At 36.9% G+C, this 21,330-nt stretch carries 23 protein-coding genes and 5 pseudogenes; 26 read left to right on the forward strand and 2 right to left on the reverse strand.

Annotation, left to right across the window (positions count from 1 at the left end; all coding sequences use genetic code 11):
- The first annotated feature begins 32 nt into the window (after positions 1-32).
- The 4 genes from DV415_RS04185 to DV415_RS04200 all read left to right on the forward strand — a co-directional run bounded on the left by DV415_RS04185 (position 33) and on the right by DV415_RS04200 (position 3,199).
- On the forward strand, positions 33-518 hold the full coding sequence (locus tag DV415_RS04185; protein WP_118790096.1) for a C40 family peptidase: 486 nt from the start codon (positions 33-35) through the stop codon (positions 516-518).
- Positions 519-583: 65 nt separating this feature from the next.
- Positions 584-1,537 carry a helix-turn-helix transcriptional regulator gene (locus DV415_RS04190; protein WP_046942674.1) on the forward strand — a complete coding sequence of 318 codons (954 nt, stop codon included), beginning with the start codon at positions 584-586 and terminating at the stop codon, positions 1,535-1,537.
- Between the two features lie 58 nt (positions 1,538-1,595).
- On the forward strand, positions 1,596-2,492 hold the full coding sequence (locus tag DV415_RS04195; RefSeq protein ID WP_118790097.1) for a 5' nucleotidase, NT5C type: 897 nt from the start codon (positions 1,596-1,598) through the stop codon (positions 2,490-2,492).
- A complete protein-coding gene (locus tag DV415_RS04200) occupies positions 2,489-3,199 on the forward strand; it encodes an SIR2 family NAD-dependent protein deacylase (RefSeq protein WP_118775926.1) in 711 nt (236 codons plus the stop codon). Before DV415_RS04195 ends, DV415_RS04200 begins: the two co-directional genes overlap by 4 nt.
- 48 nt (positions 3,200-3,247) lie before the next feature.
- On the opposite strand, the gene DV415_RS04205 is transcribed toward DV415_RS04200, so the two are convergent.
- On the reverse strand, positions 3,248-4,246 hold the full coding sequence (locus DV415_RS04205; protein ID WP_118790098.1) for a virulence RhuM family protein/type II toxin-antitoxin system death-on-curing family toxin: 999 nt from the start codon (positions 4,244-4,246) through the stop codon (positions 3,248-3,250).
- Between the two features lie 217 nt (positions 4,247-4,463).
- Between DV415_RS04205 and DV415_RS04210 the strand changes: the two are divergent.
- From DV415_RS04210 to DV415_RS04235, 6 genes and pseudogenes are all read left to right on the forward strand, one after another.
- A pseudogene (locus DV415_RS04210) lies at positions 4,464-4,580 on the forward strand (DNA translocase FtsK); the annotation flags it as partial.
- A gap of 4 nt (positions 4,581-4,584) precedes the next feature.
- Positions 4,585-4,737, forward strand: a pseudogene (locus DV415_RS04215) (NAD-dependent deacetylase); the annotation flags it as partial.
- Positions 4,737-4,880 (forward strand): annotated as a pseudogene (locus DV415_RS04220) (PP2C family protein-serine/threonine phosphatase); the annotation flags it as partial. The pseudogenes DV415_RS04215 and DV415_RS04220, both read left to right, overlap by 1 nt.
- Before the next feature lie 76 nt (positions 4,881-4,956).
- Positions 4,957-6,912, forward strand: a complete 1,956-nt coding sequence (locus DV415_RS04225; RefSeq protein ID WP_118775928.1) for a site-specific recombinase — start codon at positions 4,957-4,959, stop codon at positions 6,910-6,912.
- 106 nt (positions 6,913-7,018) lie between these two features.
- Positions 7,019-7,411: a helix-turn-helix domain-containing protein gene (locus DV415_RS04230; protein ID WP_118790100.1), complete on the forward strand. Its 393-nt coding sequence runs from the start codon at positions 7,019-7,021 to the stop codon at positions 7,409-7,411.
- A 51-nt stretch (positions 7,412-7,462) separates the two neighbouring features.
- Positions 7,463-7,798, forward strand: coding sequence for an IS3 family transposase (locus tag DV415_RS04235; RefSeq protein WP_192879091.1), 336 nt, complete (start codon positions 7,463-7,465; stop codon positions 7,796-7,798).
- 210 nt (positions 7,799-8,008) lie between these two features.
- Here the strand turns inward: DV415_RS04235 and DV415_RS04240 are convergent, their stop codons facing one another.
- Positions 8,009-9,928, reverse strand: a complete 1,920-nt coding sequence (locus tag DV415_RS04240) for an AAA family ATPase (RefSeq protein WP_118790102.1) — start codon at positions 9,926-9,928, stop codon at positions 8,009-8,011.
- Between the two features lie 252 nt (positions 9,929-10,180).
- On the opposite strand from DV415_RS04240, the gene DV415_RS04250 reads away from it, so the two are divergent.
- The 16 genes and pseudogenes from DV415_RS04250 to DV415_RS04325 all read left to right on the forward strand — a co-directional run bounded on the left by DV415_RS04250 (position 10,181) and on the right by DV415_RS04325 (position 21,305).
- Complete coding sequence (locus DV415_RS04250) at positions 10,181-10,363, forward strand: hypothetical protein (protein ID WP_239990905.1); 183 nt, start codon at positions 10,181-10,183, stop codon at positions 10,361-10,363.
- A gap of 173 nt (positions 10,364-10,536) precedes the next feature.
- Positions 10,537-11,196: an amino acid ABC transporter permease gene (locus DV415_RS04255; RefSeq protein WP_118790103.1), complete on the forward strand. Its 660-nt coding sequence runs from the start codon at positions 10,537-10,539 to the stop codon at positions 11,194-11,196.
- A complete protein-coding gene (locus tag DV415_RS04260; protein WP_118790104.1) occupies positions 11,186-11,854 on the forward strand; it encodes an amino acid ABC transporter permease in 669 nt (222 codons plus the stop codon). The genes DV415_RS04255 and DV415_RS04260 overlap by 11 nt, the downstream gene beginning before the upstream one ends.
- 18 nt (positions 11,855-11,872) lie before the next feature.
- Positions 11,873-12,637 carry an amino acid ABC transporter ATP-binding protein gene (locus DV415_RS04265; protein ID WP_049356852.1) on the forward strand — a complete coding sequence of 255 codons (765 nt, stop codon included), beginning with the start codon at positions 11,873-11,875 and terminating at the stop codon, positions 12,635-12,637.
- The gene (locus DV415_RS04270) at positions 12,621-13,478 is read left to right on the forward strand and encodes a cysteine ABC transporter substrate-binding protein (RefSeq protein WP_118790105.1); all 858 of its coding nucleotides are present in this window, start codon (positions 12,621-12,623) and stop codon (positions 13,476-13,478) included. Before DV415_RS04265 ends, DV415_RS04270 begins: the two co-directional genes overlap by 17 nt.
- Before the next feature lie 116 nt (positions 13,479-13,594).
- Positions 13,595-13,855 (forward strand): annotated as a pseudogene (locus DV415_RS04275) (transposase); the annotation flags it as partial.
- Between the two features lie 47 nt (positions 13,856-13,902).
- Positions 13,903-14,001, forward strand: a pseudogene (locus DV415_RS10430) (hypothetical protein); the annotation flags it as partial.
- 85 nt (positions 14,002-14,086) lie between these two features.
- Complete coding sequence (locus DV415_RS04285; protein ID WP_118790107.1) at positions 14,087-14,326, forward strand: IS3 family transposase; 240 nt, start codon at positions 14,087-14,089, stop codon at positions 14,324-14,326.
- 179 nt (positions 14,327-14,505) lie between these two features.
- Positions 14,506-16,185, forward strand: a complete 1,680-nt coding sequence (locus tag DV415_RS04290; protein WP_118790108.1) for a solute:sodium symporter family transporter — start codon at positions 14,506-14,508, stop codon at positions 16,183-16,185.
- On the forward strand, positions 16,185-17,630 hold the full coding sequence (locus DV415_RS04295) for a sulfatase family protein (RefSeq protein ID WP_118790109.1): 1,446 nt from the start codon (positions 16,185-16,187) through the stop codon (positions 17,628-17,630). Before DV415_RS04290 ends, DV415_RS04295 begins: the two co-directional genes overlap by 1 nt.
- 76 nt (positions 17,631-17,706) lie before the next feature.
- Positions 17,707-18,519 (forward strand): D-hexose-6-phosphate mutarotase, encoded by an 813-nt coding sequence (locus DV415_RS04300; protein WP_118790110.1) that lies wholly within the window; start codon positions 17,707-17,709, stop codon positions 18,517-18,519.
- Positions 18,520-18,669: 150 nt separating this feature from the next.
- Positions 18,670-19,194, forward strand: a complete 525-nt coding sequence (gene infC / locus DV415_RS04305; RefSeq protein ID WP_192879092.1) for a translation initiation factor IF-3 — start codon at positions 18,670-18,672, stop codon at positions 19,192-19,194.
- 210 nt (positions 19,195-19,404) lie between these two features.
- A complete protein-coding gene (gene rpmI / locus DV415_RS04310; RefSeq protein ID WP_005596065.1) occupies positions 19,405-19,602 on the forward strand; it encodes a 50S ribosomal protein L35 in 198 nt (65 codons plus the stop codon).
- A 65-nt stretch (positions 19,603-19,667) separates the two neighbouring features.
- Complete coding sequence (rplT, locus tag DV415_RS04315) at positions 19,668-20,021, forward strand: 50S ribosomal protein L20 (protein ID WP_005596075.1); 354 nt, start codon at positions 19,668-19,670, stop codon at positions 20,019-20,021.
- Positions 20,022-20,359: 338 nt separating this feature from the next.
- Positions 20,360-20,689 (forward strand): tetratricopeptide repeat protein, encoded by a 330-nt coding sequence (locus tag DV415_RS04320; protein WP_118790112.1) that lies wholly within the window; start codon positions 20,360-20,362, stop codon positions 20,687-20,689.
- Between the two features lie 13 nt (positions 20,690-20,702).
- Positions 20,703-21,305: a hypothetical protein gene (locus tag DV415_RS04325; protein ID WP_118790113.1), complete on the forward strand. Its 603-nt coding sequence runs from the start codon at positions 20,703-20,705 to the stop codon at positions 21,303-21,305.
- Positions 21,306-21,330 lie beyond the last annotated feature (25 nt).

Consider the following 21,330-nt stretch of genomic DNA (forward strand, 5'->3'; position numbering starts at 1 on the left):
GAATTTCTACCGCACTTTTCATATGAAAAGGTATGAAAGTATATAAATCATTTTTAATCGCTACTACCTCGTTGTTTTTATTCGCTTGTTCTAGTTTTCAAAACGATGATTATGCGATGAACTATAAAGGCCAAATCGGCGATCCTATTATGGCCATAGCCATGTTGAGCGAACAACAACATGAATGGGCGGGTACACCTTATGTGCTCGGCGGTGTTTCACGTCGTGGCGTAGATTGTTCCGGTTTTGTGCAGAAAACTTTCTTCGATCGTTTTAATCTTCGTTTGCCAAGAAGTACAACTGAACAAGCTAATTATGGTAAACATGTCCGCAAAGAAGATATTCAAACGGGTGATTTAATTTTCTTTAAAACTGGCCGAGGTCCTAATGGTTATCATGTAGGAATTTATGTAAAAGAAGACAAATTCCTTCATGCTTCCACCAGAGGGGGCGTTGTTTATTCTTCAATGAATAACCCTTATTGGTCGAAAGCCTTCTGGCAAGTCAGACGAATTTAGAAAGTATAATGCTGGAATTTTCCAGCATTTTTTTATCATGATTTTTTTCAAATTTGGGAGATAAAATGTCCTCAAACTTAACCGCACTTCAAATTCAACTTGAAATTTTACGCCTTATTCCGAAAACACGTTTTATCACTGCAGAAGAAATCTTACAAAAACTTGCTGATATTGGCGTTCAACGTGATATTCGTTCAATCCAACGCCAGCTAGAAAGCTTATCTCAACAGTTTGAAATTGAACGTGATATGCGTGATAAACCTTATGGCTACCGATGGAAATCAAATGCTAAAGGATTAGATTTACCGATTCTAAATGAACAGCAATCACTTGTGCTTATGCTTGCTAAACAATATCTCAATGGCATTTTGCCTTCTAGCATTATGAGCTCAATGGAAGCGTTCTTTCAACAGGCCGAATATAATTTGGTTTATGACAGCCATAAAAAATCAGGGGCTGAATGGCTTAATAAAGTTGCTATTGCGCCAACTAGTCAGCCGTTATTACCTGCCAAAATCAATCCAGAAATTTTTTCTCAAATTAGTACCGCACTTTATCAAAATAGATTTTTACAGGTGCATTATCGGAGTATTCACGGTAAAGAACATAAGGCACAGGTCAAGCCATTGGCTTTGGTACAACAAGGACCAAGTAGCTATTTAGTCGCACAATATGAGAATGGTGATATTTTACACCTTGCTTTGCATCGCTTGCTTAAGGTAACAGTGAGTACAATGATATTTGAACGCCCTGATTTTAATTTGAAATCTTATGTAGAAAGCCAAAAGTTTGGTTTTACCTATGGTCGAAAAATTCGATTAACTTTCCGCATTAATAAAGATATTGGTGGATTTTTAACAGAAACACCATTATCAACAGATCAAACAGTAAAAGATTCTGGGGATGATTATGAAATTTCAGCAACAGTGATCGAAAGTCAAATGCTGGAGTGGTGGATAGCTCACTTTGGTGAAAATTATCAAGAAATTGAGCGTGTATATTTAGAAGAAACAGTATAACGACATAAATTGTCGCTTTGCGCTTTATGATAAATCTATCTGAAGAGAGGACATTCAAATGAAACAAATTGTGTACATTGATATGGATAATGTGATGGTAGATTTTCCATCGGGTATTGCAAAACTAGATGATAAAACCAAGCAAGAATATGAAGGTCGATATGATGAAGTAGAGGGTATTTTTAGCTTAATGGAACCCATGCCGAACGCGATTTCTGCGGTGCATAAATTGATGAAAAAATATCATATTTATGTGCTTTCTACTGCGCCTTGGCATAATCCTTCCGCTTGGAGTGATAAAGTAAAATGGATTCAACATTATTTCGGCGAAGAAAAAGGTTCAGCCTTATACAAACGATTGATTTTATCCCATCATAAAAATCTCAACCAAGGTGATTATTTAATTGATGATCGTACTAAAAATGGTGCTGGCAAATTTCAAGGCGAACATGTTCATTTTGGTACAGAACAGTTTGCTAATTGGAATTGTGTCTTATCTTACTTAGGCTGTGGGCCTTTTACACCAAGTGATATTTTACAAGATTGTTTAAAAAAATCAGCCGCACTTGTGCAAGTTGAAAGTGAGGAGCAAAGCCGAGTCATTGGTGCTTTTGCAGATCGTTATAAATGGCAAGTGTTTAATTTGGCATGTGTTTATGCGGATGAAACAGCAACCGAACAGAAAACGGTCTATTTAATTATCAGTCCTTATCTCAGTGATGAATTTAAAATGCGTATTGAAGCAATGAGTGCCCATATTCAAGCCGAATATGACGTGTTATTACGCTCAAAATCACAGCTAAAACAATATTTCCAACGCCTTTCAGATAAGCCATTCTTACATATTGAAAGCTATGCTTATCAACCTCTTTATAAAGCAGGGAATATATTTGGCATGATGGCTAGAGATAGACAGATTGATGAAATTTTAGAACAAAAGGAGCCTGAAAAATGACTTTGGAAAAGAAACCAATTTGCGTGGTATTAACGGGAGCAGGAATTAGTGCTGAAAGTGGTATTCCTACTTTTAGAGCGGAAGATGGATTGTGGGCTGGGCATAAAGTAGAAGAAGTTTGCACGCCTGAAGCCTTAAAGAAAAACCGTGCAAAAGTATTGGCGTTTTATAATGAACGACGTCGTAATGCACAAACTGCAGAGCCAAATGCTGCACACTTAGCTTTGGTTGAATTGGAAGAGTTTTATGAAGTTCATATAATCACTCAAAACGTGGATGATTTACATGAGCGAGCGGGAAGTACTAACGTACTCCATTTACATGGTGAATTGAATAAAGCTCGCAGCAGTTTTAATACCGATTACATTGTTCCATGTTTGGGTGATCAACTATTAGAGGACAAGGATAATCACGGTCATCCAATGCGTCCACATATAGTCTTTTTTGGGGAAAATGTACCCATGTTTCCTAAAGCAGAAAAGTTAGTGAAAAAGGCAGATATTGTGATTGTTATTGGCACTTCATTACAAGTTTATCCAGCTAATGGATTGGTAAATCTCGCTCCATATGGTTCACTTATCTATTTGATCGATCCTAATCCCAATACAGGATTTGTTCGTAAGAAAGTGATTGCAATAAAAGAAAAAGCGGGTGAGGGCGTTCCGAAAGTGGTCGCTGAGTTATTGGAGAAAATTAAAAAATCATAGAAAAACAACCGCACTTTTTAAACAAATAGCGACTTCGGTCGCTATTTATCATTTTTTCTCTTGCTTAAGCATATGCATAATAAGCCTAATAAGTGTTTCTTTTTGTTTCGGATCAGATTCTGCAACTAACAAAGTAAGTGCTGCAAGGCCAGTATCATTGATAACTAGATGTCCATTATGATCAAACAAATGCCCATTTCTATGTAAGAAATCTACAAATAAAAATGCACCGCTACGTTTATTACCATCTGAAAAAGGATGGTTCTTGACGACAAAATAAAGTAAATGCGCTGCTTTTGCTTCAATGCTTGGATAAGCAGGTTCACCAAATACGCTTTGATCTAAATTGCCTAGAATCGCAGATAAGCCGTTATCTCGTTCACGTCCAAAGAGATCACTTGCTTCACCTTTTGCCATCAGCTGTGATTTTAACTCTGCTAGTGCAGAACAAGCCTCAGCATAAGTCGGTAATGTACCGCCTTGCTGTGTTTGTGGTTCGGCAAGTAAACCTTCATCATATTGTTGTAGCCATAAAAACGTATGTGTATAACGGCTGATAATATCCACTAATCCACGGCCACTTTCTAGCGTTAATTCTGATGAATTTGCTGTTTTTTGAATAAGCGCAAGTGCTTGTTCTAATTCGTGAGCATTTTGCTGTAAATGTTTTTGGTTAATGGTATAGCCTTGAGTCAGATATTCTTTTAAACGTGCAGTTGCCCAACGGCGGAAACTAATGCCTTGTTTAGATTTTACTCTATAACCAACAGAGATAATCATATCTAAATCATAATGCTCAATTTCACGATTGACTTGGCGTTTACCTTCTTGGCGAACTATCCGGAATTTCCGGATAGTTGATTCTTTCTCAAGTTCTTCGTCATCAAATATATTGGTAATGTGCTCATTAATGGTGCGAATATCTTTACCAAATAACATAGCCATCTGCGCTTGGGAAAGCCAAACGGTGTCATTTTCAAATCTCACTTCCACTTGCGTTGTGCCATCTTGAGCTTGGTAAATTTCAATCGGGTTTTGGTTATTCATATTCTTTTCCTTAATAAGTCATATGTATATATAACCAGATAAATATGCATATTGTAATACAGATTATCTTATTTGCAAAAAATCTTCTAAAAATAACCGCTTTCAATATTCACAAACGGCACAAGTTGTCGCTTCCTTTCATATAATTTTTCCATAAAGGAAGATTTTTTACTTCTTACATATCTATCAAGCCTTTAATTAATAAAAGGAGCAAATAATGGCAATGAAAGTAATTATGGCAAGAGATCCACTTTTTGAGGATGTAAAAAAATATGTGCAACAACAAAAATTCGCATCTTGCTCAATGATTCAACGCAGATTTATGTTGGGTTTTAAGTACGGCGAAAGCAAAAAAAGGCGGATTTATTCGTATTAACCAGCAAGATGCAGGTGTGCCGAAAATGCACTTTTAAAGTCTAGAAATGAAAGCATTAGATGCACTAAAAGCGATTGATTGCCTTCTAAACCCTTCTCAACAAGCGGTTGAATAATGGAAAATTTTTGCGAAATTACCTTCTGCCAACAAATTGGCAGCAACAAGCGACACAACCAAGATGCCCTTTTTAATGGCGAGGCGGTGTTTCAATATAAACTCAAAACGGCTGAAAAACGCCTTGAAAACCGACCGCACTTTTCCTTTCATTTTTATTTTCCCTAACAGATCTGTATAATATTTACCCTTTGAATATAAACGATTACAGGAGGAAAGCATGATAAAACCAGATATTTTACCGCAATTTTTGCGTAATAAAGTCGAGGAAAATGATGCCTTTGGTCTTGTGGAAGGGCTGTGTCAATTATTACGTAGTAGCCCTACAGAAAAAATTACTCCAACCTTACATTTGTTTAAGTTTATCTTAAAGAACGATAAAGAATTAGGCTGTTCTGTTTCGAAATTATTATGTGGTTGGTTATGTGGTTTACGCCTTTACCCGTTGTTTATTAGTAGTGGTATTCTTACGCGTGGTGGTTTTGGACAGGAAATGAAAACGCGTATTTATGAGCGTTTTAACCCCTCTTTTAAAGATGTTAATGATTTACGCGATATTTTTTATTTATTGTTTAGCGATAAAAATGACGCGCGCTGGATTGATGCCGTCCCATTAAAAACGTGGCGAGGCGTATTTGGCGTTTTAACCCGTTATACAGAACAAAAAGATCGGGAACGTTTAAAAAATCATATTGAAAGTGAAGGGGTATTTGCCATTGAGATGCTTTCAATTTGGATTGCGGCTGAAGATATGGATCCTGAACTGATGCGAATGGAACCCTCTCTGTTGAATGCTGATTCACCTTTTGTGGCATTGCACCATGAAGTACAGAATTGGTTACAGGCGCGCCGCCAATCAACCGTTTTTGATGATAGTCATTTGCAGGTAATGTTTAGCCAATGTAAAAAATTGGTTGAGCGTTTGCAAAAACGTGGAGCAGTGGTGGGCTCTTCTTTAAATACGGCTTATTTATTGGAGCGTCTTTCTCAGACCTTAGAACGATTAGAAACCTTGATGGCGATTTTTGTTTCAAATCGCTATTTACCACGCCGAATATTGTTATTAACCGGCTGTTTTGCCCGCGCAGCAGCAGAAAAACATAGCATCACCCGATTATGGAAACAAAGTTCAAGATTAATTTCACGCAGCATTACCCAAAATGCGGGCGATCATGGCGAGCATTACATTACGCGAGATAAAAAAGAGTACTGGGCAATGTTTTATTCTGCGGCAGGTGGTGGTGTATTAATTGCACTGATGGCGCTATTCAAAATCTATCTAGGTAGTATTATTGATGACAAAGTTTGGAAAGGGATTGCCGAAGGCTTAAATTACGGCTTAGGTTTTATGGTGATCTTTATGTTGCATTTTACGGTAGCAACAAAACAGCCTGCCATGACTGCAGCCCGTTTTGCTGAGGCTGTTGAGAAAACGCCTCAAGGCAAAAGCGTCAATATGAAATTAGCCCAATTATTAGTGGATGTATTTCGCTCTCAAAGTATTGCTGTGCTAGGCAATGTACTTATTGCGATGGGATTGGCTGCATTGATTGCGTTTGGTTACCAATATAAAACAGGTGAGCCATTGATGAATGCTGATCAAATCGCTTATCAGTTGCATAGCATTGATCCTTTTGCGGGAACCTTATGGTTTGCAGCCATTGCGGGTGTATGGTTATTCTGTTCCGGGATTATTTCGGGTTATTTTGATAACCGCAGCAATTATTTGAATATGCGTATGCGTTTAACGCAACATCCGTTATTGAAAAAATTAATGTCTGAGAAATCTCGCGTTAAATTTGCTAATTATATGCATGAGAATTATGGCTCGCTTATCGGTAACCTTTGCTTTGGTATGCTGCTTGGTATTACCGGTGTGGTAGGTTATTTAACGCACCTTCCGTTAGATATTCGCCATGTAGCATTTTCATCTGCGAATGTAGGCTATATTGCTGTGAGCGGACAATTCACCTATTCATTGCTTTTACAATGCATTGGTTTTGTATTGTTGATTGGTTTAGTGAATTTAATTGTCAGCTTTTCATTAACGCTTCGGATTGCACTGCGTTCTTTGAATGCGGAAATTGAGAGTTGGTGGCCAATTTGGCATGAAGTTTGCCAAATTGTGAAAAAACGGCCATTGAGCTTATTTCTTCCCGTTCAATTAGATAAATAATCGTCTTAAGTGCGGTCAAATTTTAAGAGATTTTAAAACGCTTTGAAAATTGACCGCATTTTGAACTGCACCCCAAAACCTGGACACCTAATTTGAGGTCCAGATTATGTCCTACTCTTATCAATTTCGTTTGAAAATTATCAAACTCGTCACCGAACAGGATTATGGTATCCGTGAGGTGGCTAAACTTCATAACATTCCCCATTCTGCCGTCATCTATTGGCTAAAAGCATTTCGTGAAAGAGGGCTTGATGGCGTAAAATCGCCTCATACAAACTTTCAAACACTAAAAATAGTGAAGTCAAAAATGAAAAAGAAAGACATTGAAATCCCGGAAACCACAGACTTTTCACCTAAAGCGTTTAAAAAGTTACAACGAGAGCTCACCTTGGCTCGAGCGGAGATTGCTTATCTAAAGGAGTTGGAGGCGCTCGACCGTCAAAAACAACGACAGAAAAAAGAAAACTCATTGAAAGATTTAAGCCAAACCACGCATTAAATGATTTACTTCGTGTGGCTAAAACGCCCGAAGTTTTCATTGGTAAAAAAGATGTTAGAACAAGGGCTTAGTCGGCTTAAACCGACAGAATGCCCTATTATTCATAGCGACCAAGGCGTATTGTATGGCACGTCGGAATGGGTAAAGATGTTGGAAGGTAAAGCAGTTCAAAGTATGAGCCGCCGAGGAAATTGCTACGATAATGCGGTGATTGAAAGTTTTTTTGCGATACTAAAATCAGAGTGTTTTTACTCTCGGACTTATCATTCAATCGCTGAATTCCAGGCTGGAATTGAAGAATATTTAGTGTATTACAACCAAAAACGCATTAAACTTGCTTTCAAAGGATTGAGCCCAGTGCAATACCGAGCTCAATATTTAAGTTAACTAACCTGTCCAACTTTTGGGGGGCAGATCAAAGTGATAAAAAAATAGAGAATTTTAGGATGTAATTACGCCATCACCGGATACGACGACATTTCCAACGTAAGAGGGTTTTGTAAGGCGTTTGTTCATTGATTAATCCTTAGGAAAATTAGCACAAGCGTGGACGCTTGCGCCATCGGAGGGGATTTAGCGTACTATACGTATAGCATTCTAAAATAATGAGTTTATTTTCTTAAATAGGTTTTCAAAACGTTCAATCGTTTCTTGACTAAAATCACCCTTTGATAAACCTAGTTTGCTTGCAGTCATTGACGGTCTGTAATGATTATATCGAGATTTTCCAATGATTTTATTTATTTGTTGAATTACTGGTTTATTAGCATCTATAACTGATGCAGCTATATCGTCATATTCATCAAAAGCTGAATTAAAGAACTTCAAATACTCTTCAATACTAAATAGATCCTCTAAATCAGCTATATTACCAACATTTCTAGAAAATTCATTGAAGAAAAGTATGCTTTTGTCTTTAATGATCTTCTGCTCAATAAGACTATTGAGCCTTGCCTTCCCTTTCTGATCAGTAAATGTATCTAATGCACAAACAATATTTAAATTTTGACCTTTTAGCAAAGAAATAAATGATGTAACTTTATCTAACCCACCAACAGGAACAATTGTTATATCGTCCCTTATACCTTGTAGACCAGATTCTTCTAATATAGAAGACATCATTGTTAAATAGATTAAATCTGACACTCCTTCAACCAATAGATTATTTTTATTAATAAAAAGATTTTGAGCTATATCATATCCAAGAGCAGCCTGTAATGGGAATAAAGTATCCGAATCTTTTTCTTCAATGGCATCTTTTATTGTTGTCCCATCTTTTGATTCATATACAGTCCTAACTCTTTCTAAACTATTATGTGGAACCATAAATGGTGAGTGTGTTGTATATATAATTTGATATTCTTTAGATAAATCATCTAAAAAATTCAATAGATCAGTTTGTGCTGCAGCATGAAGATTCAGACCTGGCTCATCTAATAATAAGATATATTGATTTGATTTATCCTCTTGAATTCTGCTAAACCAAACGATGAATGAAAAGAACCAATTAAATCCTTTACTGCGATTAGACAATGGCAGGCTAATATGATGTTTATCACTCCAAATACGAATATTAAGATATTTTTCACTAGTATTTGGATAGTTACGGTTTATTTTGTTTTCAATATCAAATTGAAATCTTAGTCCGGTATTATTTTTCCAATATTTAAAAATATGTTGAGTAATTTCACTTGATGTAGCTTCAAGTTCTGCTTTAAAGTCTTCATAAGAATCTGGACTATTTAAATCATCTAAATCAACATCAGCCAATTCTAATAATGCTTTAGCTGTTTTAGCATCCTGAGTAGTGGACTTGCTAATAGTCTCCAAATTTATTTCGGATGGTAATTCGTAATATTCATCAAAATACATAAACTTAGGCATGATTGGTTTAAGGTATTTTTGCCAAAGGTATGCCGCCAACCAGTTATCCCAATTTAAATCTGTAAAATAATTATCTTTAATATGAATTAATGCTTTAGAAAGTTTTTCTTTCTCAGAGTCATCTTCTTCTGATTTATGTCCATCAATAGCATCAAGAATTTCCTCTTTACTTGTTAATGTTTTAAGAATATTTAGATTTTCAGAGCTTAAATTATATTTGTTACCAATAAACTCTAGAAATTTATTTGTATTAACTTCTGGATGAGTAACCGTTATACTATTGTTATACTTAGTAGTAATAGTAAACTCCCATTTGCTAATAACACCACACCCTAAATATTTTTCAATCTCACAGATTTCTTCTTGTTCAAGTAGGTAAGTGCAAGAAATGGCTTTTCCAATTTCACCAGATTTGTCGTATTTCTTTTTTTCTTTTCTTGGATAATCATGCGTTGGATTAAATTTAAAATCACTATCATCAGAAAAGTAATTTGTTTTTGCGATTGCTTCTAAGATTGCTGTTTTTCCAGATTCATTTTTTCCGACAATAATTGTAATGTCATCATCAATGGGAAATGATTGTTGTTGATCATAAGATTTATATTTGTGAACAGTAACGCCAGTAAGTTTCATTTTATGCCCCTATAACAGTTGGTAATTATGTTAATATGGTCATTTAAAAAATATATTTCAAGTTGACATCAGAAAAATTGTATTCCATACAATGATACATTCACCACCTACCCCTGTTCCCAATAATCTGCCATCGAAAACCGAACCGCCTGTTCGAATTCAAACTGTTCTACATAAACTTTCAAGCTCTTCCCCTACGATAGCGCAAGCGTCCACGCTTGTGCTTTTTTCATTTTAGTTACAGGCACAAGCGTGGACGCTTGCGCCATCGGAGGCATCTTATGTGTTCGAACAAGCTGGCGACAAAGCAGCAGCGGAAAAATTCGTCAAGACAGTTTAAAATCAGCCATGTCTATTCAGGACAAACCCGCTGAAACACAAACTGAAGCAAAAACAGACAAAGAACCAACCGCACTTATTGCGAAACGTGATTAAAATAAACAAAGACGGGGCTGAATAAAGCTCCGTTTTTTATTCTTTCTCTCTTGCAGATCTTATTTGAAACGTATCTCTTATTACATTTCATTATAAATAATGCATTTCCATTCTTTTCTCACTGATTCAAAATTTTTTACTATATCGTTACGTAAACGATCAAATTATAAAAAATGAATTGGGATTATATTTTAAGCGTCACCCCACGTTTTATTCATGCCACGCTGATGACGCTTCATCTTGCCTTTTGGGGCATTTTATTGTCGCTAGTGATTGGTGTGATTTGTGCGGTGATTACCACCTACAAAGTCAAATCATTAACTTGGTTAGTAAAAGGCTATATTGAACTTTCTCGTAATACGCCTTTATTAATTCAAGTATTTTTTCTCTATTTTGGGCTGTCTAAAATCGGCCTGAAATTAGATGGGTTTACTTGCGGCATTATCGGCCTGGCATTTTTAGGTGGAAGCTATATGGCAGAAGCCTTTCGTGGTGGTTTGGAAGCAGTATCAAAAGGACAAATTGAATCAGCCTTAAGTATTGGTCTAACCCCTTTTCAAGCTTTTCGTTATGTGATTTTCCCGCAAGCCTTTGCGATTGCGACACCTGCAATCGGCGCAAATTGCTTGTTCTTAATGAAAGAAACCTCAGTGATCAGTGCCGTTGCCGTAGCCGAACTGATGTTTGTAGCGAAAGAAGTCATCGGGCTCGATTACAAAACCAATGAAGCCTTATTTTTATTAGTGGTGTTTTATTTGATCATTCTATTACCGATGTCTCTGTTCATCAGTCATTTAGAACGCCGTACTCGGAGAGCAAAATATGGGGCTTGAGTTATTATTCCAAGGTAGCAACATTGAACGCCTGCTCAACGGTTTATGGGTAACAGCTGAAATTGCATTCGTTTCCGTCTTCTTCGCCTGTATTTTAGGTGTGATTTTTGGCGTAATCATGACAAGCAAAAATCCCATTATCAAAGCCATTTGCCGCTTTTATTTAGAATTTGTACGTATTATTCCATTATTAGCCTTACTTTTTCTCGCGTATTTTGGTTTGGCAAAATGGTTTGATATTCACTTAGATGGCATTTCTGTATGTATTTTGGTGTTTATTTTCTGGGGAACAGCAGAAATGGGAGATTTAGTGCGTGGTGCATTAACTTCCATTGAAAAACATCAAATGGAATCAGCCTACGCTTTAGGTTTAACGCCGTTTCAAACCTTTGTGTACATTTTACTTCCGCAAAGTTTAAAACGTGTAACACCAAGTGCTATTAACCTCTTTACCCGCATGGTAAAAACCAGTTCCTTGGCAATGTTAATCGGTGTAGTAGAAGTGATAAAAGTCGGTCAACAAATTATCGAGCATTCATTATTTAGTAATCAATCGGCGGCGCTTTGGATTTACGGTGTCATCTTCGGTTTATATTTTGTGATTTGTTACCCGCTATCCTTATTTTCCCGTTATTTAGAAACCCGTTGGGAAAGTTAATTTTAATTAGGAAAACACATGGCGTTATTAGAAATTAAAAACCTCGTCAAGAATTACGGTGATGTAGAAGCCCTCAAAGGCATCAATCTTTCCATAGAAAAAGGAGAAGTTGTCGTTATTTTAGGTCCATCGGGTTGTGGTAAAAGTACTTTTTTACGCTGCCTAAATGGATTAGAAGAAATAAAGCGCGGTCAGATTTTGCTGCAAAATGCTGGAGAGTTAGGTAAAGACATTCCTTGGGTTAAAGCGCGTCAACGCATTGGGATGGTATTCCAAAGTTATGAACTCTTCGCTCATTTATCAGTAATTGACAATATTTTACTCGGCCCTTTAAAAGTACAAAAACGTGATCGTGCAGAAGCTGAAAAACAAGCCGATGAGTTACTTAAACGTGTAGGTCTATATGACCGAAAAAATGCCTATCCGCGTGAATTATCAGGTGGGCAAAAACAGCGAATTGCTATTGTGCGTTCACTTTGCATGAACCCTGAAATTATTCTGTTCGATGAAGTCACTGCTGCCCTTGACCCTGAAATGGTACGCGAAGTACTTGATGTGATTTTAGGACTTGCCAAAGATGGTATGACGATGCTCATCGTTACCCATGAAATGAACTTCGCCCGTCAAGTAGCTAACCGCATTGTGTTTATGGATAAAGGGCAAATCATTGAACAGGCAAAACCGGAAGATTTCTTCACGAATCCAACCACGGATCGTGCGAAAACATTCTTAAATATCTTAAATTATGAACCGAGAGGGACAAACTATGAAGAAAACATTTAAAACATTGACCGCACTTTTAGCCACTGCCACCTTAGCATTTGGCTTAACCTCGTGTAATGATAAAGAACCTGCTAAAGACGGAGCAAAAACAATCTCAAGCCTTGAGCAAATACAAAAAGATGGCAAAGTGCGCATTGGTGTATTTAGCGATAAACCACCATTTGGTTATGTGGATGCGCAAGGTAAAAGCCAAGGCTTTGATGTCGAAATTGGTAAAGCGATCGGTAAAGACTTATTAGGTGACGAAAACAAAGTAGAGTTTGTTTTAGTGGATGCCGCAAACCGTGCTGAATACTTACTTTCTAAGAAAGTTGATATTATCTTAGCTAACTTTACTGTGACACCAGCTCGTAAAGAAGTGGTAGATTTTGCTAATCCATATATGAAAGTAGCACTCGGTGTCGTTTCAAAAGATGGCTCAGTGATTACGGATCTTGCACAATTAAAAGGCAAAACTTTAATTGTAGATAAAGGCACTACTGCTGATATTTTCTTCACCAAAAACTATCCAGATGTGAAGTTATTGAAATTTGAACAAAATACCGAAACCTTTGAAGCTTTACGTGATGGTCGTGGTGATGCATTATCTAACGACAATACCTTCTTATTCGCTTGGGCAAAACAAAATCCAGGTTATACCGTGGGCGTAAAAAACTTTGGTGATCAAGATGTTATTGCGCCAGCTGTTCGCAAAGATGCACCTGAATTGTTAAATTGGTTAAACAACGAAATCCAAACCTTAGGCAAAGATGGTCGTTTAAAACAAGCTTACGAAAAAACTTTATTGCCAGTTTATGGTGATACCGTCAGCGAAAGCGATATCGTGGTTGAATATAAATAATTTAACCCAATTCACTTCCCCTATAATTTCCCCACAGGGGAAGTGAAAACTCCTTATTTTTGACCGCTCTTTGATCTGCACCCCAAAACCTGGGCACCTAATTTGAGGTGCAGATTATGTCCTACCCTTATCAATTTCGTTTGAAAATTATCAAACTCGTCACTGAACAGGATTATGGTATCCGTGAGGTGGCTAAACTTCATCAAATTTCCCACGCTCTCGTCATTTATTGGCTAAAAGCATTTCGGGAAAGAGGGCTTGATGGCGTAAAATCGCCTCATACAAACCTTCAAACACCGAAAATAGTGAAGCCAAAGATGAAAAAGAAAGACATTGAAATTCCAGAAACTACAGACTTGCAACGGCACTCAATCAAAAATGGGTAACGGATGTAACAGAATTTCAGGTTGGGCAAGAAAAGCTTTATTTTTCACCGTTGATGGACTTGGCTAACCGAGAAATTATTGCCTATAACTTTGCGACACGCCCGAAGTTTTCATTGGTAAAAAAGATGTTAGAATAAGGGCTTAGTCGGCTTAAAGCGACAGAATGCCCGATTATTCATAGTGACCAAGGCGGTATTGTATGGCTAGACGGAATGGGTAAAGATGTTGGAGGGGAAAGCGCTGCAAAGTATGAGTCGCCGAGGAAATTGCTACGATAATGCGGTGATTGAAAGTTTTTTTGCAATATTAAAATCAGAGTGCTTTTATTCTCGGACTTATCATTCAATTGCTGAATTACAGGCTGAAATTGAAGAATATTTAGTGTATTACAACCAAAACCGAATTAAACTTGGTTTAAAAGGATTGAGCCCGGTGCAATACCGAGCTCAATATTTAAGTTAACTAACCTGTCCAACTTTTTGGCGGCAGTTTCAACAGCCAGAAAATAAAAACCATTGAATTTATCTTCAATTATCATTTCTGTGATCCATCTCACAATCTTAATATGACAATTATCATAACCCTTTAGAGAGCGTTATATTATCTTTACGCTATGTTGATCGATATAGGGAGGACAACATATGCTCATGACGATACTCAGCTTTCTCATTGTAACTGGTGTGGTTGCTTATATTTCTTGGTTAAAAACAAAAGGGGATGATTTAAGTACATCCAAAGGGTATTTCTTAGCTGGCCGTGGTTTAGGTGGGTTAGTGATAGGGTGCTCAATGGTATTAACTTCACTCTCAACAGAACAACTGATCGGTGTAAATGCGGTCTCTTATAAAGGAAACTTTTCCATTATCGCATGGACCGTTCCAACGGTTATTCCACTTTGTTTCTTGGCGCTTTATATGTTGCCGAAATATTTGCGTAATGGTTACACAACAGTGCCAGAGTTTTTTGAAAGCCGTTTTGACCGTCAAACACGTTTGATTATGTCCACGCTTTTCTTAGTCTTTTATCTTTTCATCGTAATTCCAACCGCACTTTACACTGGTGCAATCGCCTTCAATAAAATCTTCAACTTAGAAACCGCATTTGGCTTAAGCTATGGGGCAGCCATAACTTACACGGTCATTGCCATTGGTGTTGTTGGGGCTATTTATGCGATTTTTGGTGGTTTGAAAGCAGTAGCGGTATCAGACACGATCAATGCGGTGATTTTAGTCATTGGCGCATTGCTTGTCCCATTCTTTGCCTTGATGTATTTAGGCGATGGCAGTTTCTCTGAAGGTTTACACACAATCACAACAACGCATATTGAAAAATGGAATGCGATTGGTAGCGAAACCGATGCCACACCTTGGCCAACTATTTTCACGGGGATTATGGTTGTTCACTTTTTCTATTGGACAACTAACCAAGCTATCGTACAACGTTGCTTAGGTGCGAAAGATTTACAATCAGGTCAAAAAGGTATTTTGATCGCGGCATTATTTTTATTAACTTTACCGATCATTTTAAACCTTCCTGGTTTATTGAGTTTCCATATTTTAGGGGAAGGCATAAATCCAATTGATGCCTCTTATCCATTATTAGTAAACAAAGTATTACCAACTTGGTTACAAGGTTTCTTTATTGCTGCACTATTTGGCGCAATTTTAAGTACCTTTAACTCATTCTTAAATTCAGCAGCAACCATTTACTGTAAAGACTTATTGCCTTCTATCAGCAAAAAAGTGCGGTCAGAAGAAGAATTAATTTCTTATGCGAAAAAAGTTTCTACCATTATGGCCATTGTCACTATGATTTTCGCTCCGTTACTCATGTTTGGTACAGATGGTATCTTCTTAATCACTAAACGTTTCGCAGGATTTGTGAATATTCCAATCGTTGCTTTATTTGCCGTAGGTATGTTTAACAAAACGGTATCTGGCAAAGCGGCACGAATCGCTTTACTTGCTCACGTTATCTTGTACTTCTGCATCGTTTGGGTGTTTAATGTCAAAATCAACTTTGTGTATGTTATGGGCGGATTATTTGTATTTGATGTCGTATTAATGCTCATCTTAGGACAATTCTTACGCCGCGAACCTTACATTGAAAACAAAGAAAACTTAGGTAACGTAGATTTAACTAACTGGAAATACTTAAAAGTAACCAGCGTATCTTTAATCTTAGGTTTACTTGCGCTTTACACTTTCCTTTCACCACTTGGTATGGCATCAGAATCTGGCAATCCATCAATGGTGCTTGGCGTATGGGCGGTGTTACAAATTATCGTGTTATTTGTTGTACGAGATAAAGAGGCTAAATAATGAACATTATTTATATTCTACTGGATCAAATTCGTAAAGATATGTTGGGGCCTTATGGTCACCAAATTGTGAAAACCCCGAATTTAGATCGTTTGGCAAAAGATGGCGTTCGCTTTAATAACGCCTTTACTCCAGCGTCTGTTTGCGGTCCTGCACGCACTTCACTTTTTACCGGATTAATGCCGTCGTCTCACGGCATTATTAAGAATGGGGAAAAAGGCGGTATAGGTGAAATTAGCCAAGAAAAACCGAATATTGGTAAATTGGCTGGCTATAACACTTATGTTGTAGGGAAATGGCACGTAGGTACTAAATCTGTCCCCGAAGATTACGGGATTAAAGGCCATAACTTTGATGGTTATGGCTATCCCGGCAGTGGAGTATATAAAAATTTAGTCTTCAACCAACCGCCAACACATTCCAATCGTTATAAAGAATGGTTAGAAGAAAAGGGGTATGAAATCCCAGAAGTAAGCCGCGCCTACTTTGGTGATAACCCACATTTAAGAGTACAAGAACTCTGCGGTTTACTCTCAGGCACAAAAGATCAAACTATCCCTTATTTCATCATTGATGAAGCGAAAAAATATATTCAAGAATCATTAGATGAAGGCAAACCATTCTTTGCATGGATAAACTTCTGGGGGCCACACACGCCTTGTATCGTGCCAGAACCTTATTATTCCATGTATCGAAAAGAAGATGTGGTGCTTGATAAAAGTTTCTTTAAACCGTTAGAGGGTAAACCAGGTCATTTCCGCACCATTTCAAAAATGTGGGGAATGTGGGAGGCGAGCGAAGATCATTGGAAAGAAGTCATCACAAAATTTTGGGGTTATATTACCTTAATTGATGATGCAATCGGTGAATTATTCGAATACTTAGAAAGAAACGGTCTTTATGACCGCACTTTCTTGGTAGCAACCGCAGACCATGGTGATGCAATGGGGGCGCATCGAATGATTGAAAAAGGTGAATTTATGTTTGATGCCACCTACAACATTCCGATGATTATCAAAGACCCAAATTCAGACCGAGTCAATCAAGAAGATGATAACTTTGTCTATCTTCACGACTTAACTTCGACAGTGTTTGATTTAGCTAATCAAAAAGTACCTGAAAGTTTTGAAGGACAGAGTATTCTCCCGATTATGCGCCAACACCAAGATAACCAAAGAAAAGGTGTACTTGGTCAACTTGCGGGGCATTTTGTGTATTTTGAACAACGTATGTGGCGTCGTAAAGATTATAAACTCGTATTTAATGCGACTGATGTTTGTGAACTTTACAACATCCGTAACGATCCAGAAGAAATGCATAATTTATTCTATGATTCACAATATAACAGCATCAAAAAAGAGATGTTGGAAGAAATGCGCGCAGAGATGAAACGTCTGAATGATCCACTGGAAAATTGGGTTTATCGAATTATTGACGAAATTTAACCAAAGTCGTAGATTAAGGGCGTATCTGATACGCCCTTTGTTTTATCTCTGAACTTTTAAAATTATAGGAATAAATATGAAAACAACATTACTAAAAACACTGACACCAGAACTTCATCTTGTTCAACATAATGATATTCCAGTTCTTCATTTAAAACACGCTGTTGGCACAGCAAAAATCGCTTTACAAGGCGCACAACTTCTTAGCTGGCAACCACAAGGAGTGGCTCAAGATGTATTATGGCTAAGTGAAGTAGAGCCATTCAAAAATGGCAATGCTATTCGTGGTGGTATACCTATTTGTTATCCTTGGTTTGGTGGCGTAAAACAACCTGCGCACGGTACAGCTCGCATTCGTTTATGGCAGTTGAGTCATTACGATATTTCATCACATAAAGTGCGGTTAGAATTTGAGTTGTTTTCTGATTTAAATATTATCGAAGCTAAAATTGTAATGGTATTTACAGACAAATGTCATTTAACTTTCACGCATTATGGCGAAGAACCTGCACAAGCAGCATTGCATACCTATTTCAATATTGGGGATATTAATCAAGTGGAAGTACAAGGTTTACCTGAAACTTGTTTTAATAGCTTAAACCAACAACAAGAAAACATTCCGTCACCGCGTCACATTTCTGAAAATGTTGATTGCATTTATTCCGCAGAAAAAATGCAGAATCAAATCGTAGATAAAAGTTTCAATCGTACGATTGCACTGAATCATCATAATGCTAGCCAATTTGTCCTTTGGAATCCTTGGCATAAGAAAACGAGTGGAATGAGTGAAACAGGCTATCAAACGATGTTGTGCCTAGAAACTGCTCGCATTCATCACTTGCTTGAATTTGGCGAAAGTTTAAGCGTAGAAATTACCCTTAAAGGCTAAATTTTGTTGCATAAGTGGCGTGAATACTATAGAATTCGCGAGATTTTGCTCGTTCCTTACGGGCAACAAATTTGAAATCTTTTATTTTTAGCGAAAAGATTTTTACTATTAACCAATAGAAGGAATACGATTATTAAAACCGTAAAAAAAGTGCCGGCAGTAAATCGCCCAAACCGTATCAATGAAGAGATTCGTGTAAAAGAAGTTCGTTTAATTAACCAAGATGGTGAACAGGCAGGGATTGTTTCTATTCAACAAGCCCTAGAAATGGCAGAGCAAGCAGAGCTTGATCTTGTTGAAATTAGCCCAAATGCAGAGCCGCCAGTTTGCCGCATTATGAACTACGGTAAATTCCTTTACGAAAAAAGTAAAACCGCTAAAGAACAAAAGAAAAAACAAAAAGTTGTGCAAGTTAAGGAAATTAAATTCCGCCCAGGCACAGACGAAGGTGACTATCAAGTTAAATTACGCAGCTTAATCCGTTTCTTAGAAGACGGTGACAAAGCGAAAATTACCGTGCGTTTCCGTGGTCGTGAAATGGCTCACCAAGACATTGGTTTTGATGTGTTAGAGCGCGTAAAAAATGATTTAGCTGAAATTTCTGTCGTTGAATCTGCACCGGGTAAATTAGAAGGCCGTCAGGCTGTAATGGTGTTAGCACCGAAGAAAAAATAAGAATTTTGCTGAGATTTCTCAGCAAATCTTTTTGTTTAAGTTTGACTTAAATGAAAAGACAACTGCATGTTGGGCACACTACGCAGCCTAACTGCTTTTGAAAAGGCAATTTAATTTGCCTTATGATGGAAATGATCAGTGCTTCCAAGTAACTTTTTAAGTTCGCCTGATTATGTTGTTTTAAACGAAAAATGCGGAGTTATTTTAACAATGCCTAAAATCAAAACAGTACGCGGCGCAGCGAAGCGCTTCAAAAAAACTGCTTCTGGTGGTTTCAAGCGTAAACAATCTCACTTACGTCATATTTTGACTAAAAAAACAACTAAACGTAAACGTCATTTACGTCATAAATCAATGGTTGCGAAAGCAGACCAAGTTTTAGTAGTAGCTTGCTTACCATACGCATAAGCCGTTATTTAAGCAAAACGTACGATTAGTTCATTTTAGAAAAATATTACATAGGAGATTAAATAATGGCTCGTGTAAAACGTGGTGTTATTGCAAGAGCACGCCATAAGAAAGTTCTTAAGGCTGCTAAAGGTTATTATGGTGCACGTTCACGCGTGTATCGCGTTGCTTTCCAAGCGGTGATCAAAGCTGGTCAATACGCATATCGTGACCGTCGTCAACGTAAACGTCAATTCCGTCAATTATGGATTGCACGTATCAACGCTGCAGCGCGTCAAAATGGTTTATCTTACAGCAAATTCATCAACGGCTTGAAAAAAGCATCTGTTGAAATCGACCGTAAGATTCTTGCTGATATCGCTGTATTCGACAAAGTAGCGTTCGCTGCATTAGTTGAAAAAGCAAAATCTGCACTTTAATTATTTAAAGTTTAGATAAAGAAGAATTAGGACGCTGAAAAGCGTCCTTTTTTCATTATTATGATAGATAAGTCTATCTTTTCTATACATTCTAAATTGATAATTTCGCTAAATTGTCCTCCTAAAACCAGTGTGTGTTTTTTAGCCTATTTCTATTTTTTAAATGATTAAATATAAATAAGAAAAAAGCATTTTTGTTAGTTATTTAAAGTTTAATTTTTAACCTTTTCGCACCCAGTATACTGGGTGTTGTTATCTCTTTACAGAGATAACAACAAAACATCTTGCTAAACAAAAAAAGTTTGGTATTTCAATTAAGGTTAATTAATAGGTATGTTATGAAACTGACAAAAACACTTCTCACTAGCGCATTGTTAGCTACTTCAATTTTTTCTTTTCAATCTACTGCTTGGGCAGATACGCCAGAACAGCAGTTTCAACAAGCCGTTGAATCCTATAATAAACGCGATTATCAAAAAGCCTTCAAACTTTTTCATTCTTTGGCTGAACAAGGTTATACAGAGGCTCAATATAATTTAGGGTTGATGTATGGCAATGGGCAAGGCGTGAAACGTAATCTTTCTGAAGCTAAAGAATGGTTCCGTAAGGCTTGTGTTAATGGTCGTATAGCAAAGAGTTGTGAGATTTTTTACAAATTAAGCAAATAATGGAGATTATGTTATGAAAACTGAAGAAATGAAAAAAATAATCAAAAGCTATAAAGGAATTCTGACTGAATACCAATCGTTGCCAGAAAATATTCAAAAATATTTTGAATATCTTCCTGAACTTATCAAAGGTGACTACGAAATTGCTATTGCTTATTTGTTTTTTAAAATCGAACAAGGACAAAATAGATTACTTTATGGCGGTGCTGTAAAGTTATTTGCTGCAGATATAGAAGTTGCAAGAAATATCGTGAATTATCATCATTTAACACGTGATGGATTTAAACAAATTTATAAGAATATTTTTAATAAATCGTTACCAGATAGGATTATAAAACAATTAAAAGAAGCTGAAAAAACACGTGATAAAGTAGTACACGGAAAACAAGTAAAAGAAGATCAATTACGACAAGCTATTACTGATTGTTTAATATATGCCAAATTAGTTAATGAAGAAATAAAAAACATTGCAAGTTTTGAGCCTTTTGGTGATATGCGTGGGTTTAAAGGTCGCAAGGAGTCATTGTCTAAAGACGTGACTCATTTTTTATTAAAAGGATTGGGATTTAGTGGATTTACTTTGTCTGAAAATCAACAAGAAAATCGTGCTGAATAAAATTTGTTTTTGTCTCCGAGTTTTT

It is taken from the genome of Haemophilus haemolyticus (assembly GCF_003490595.1).
GTDB lineage: Bacteria > Pseudomonadota > Gammaproteobacteria > Enterobacterales > Pasteurellaceae > Haemophilus > Haemophilus haemolyticus_L.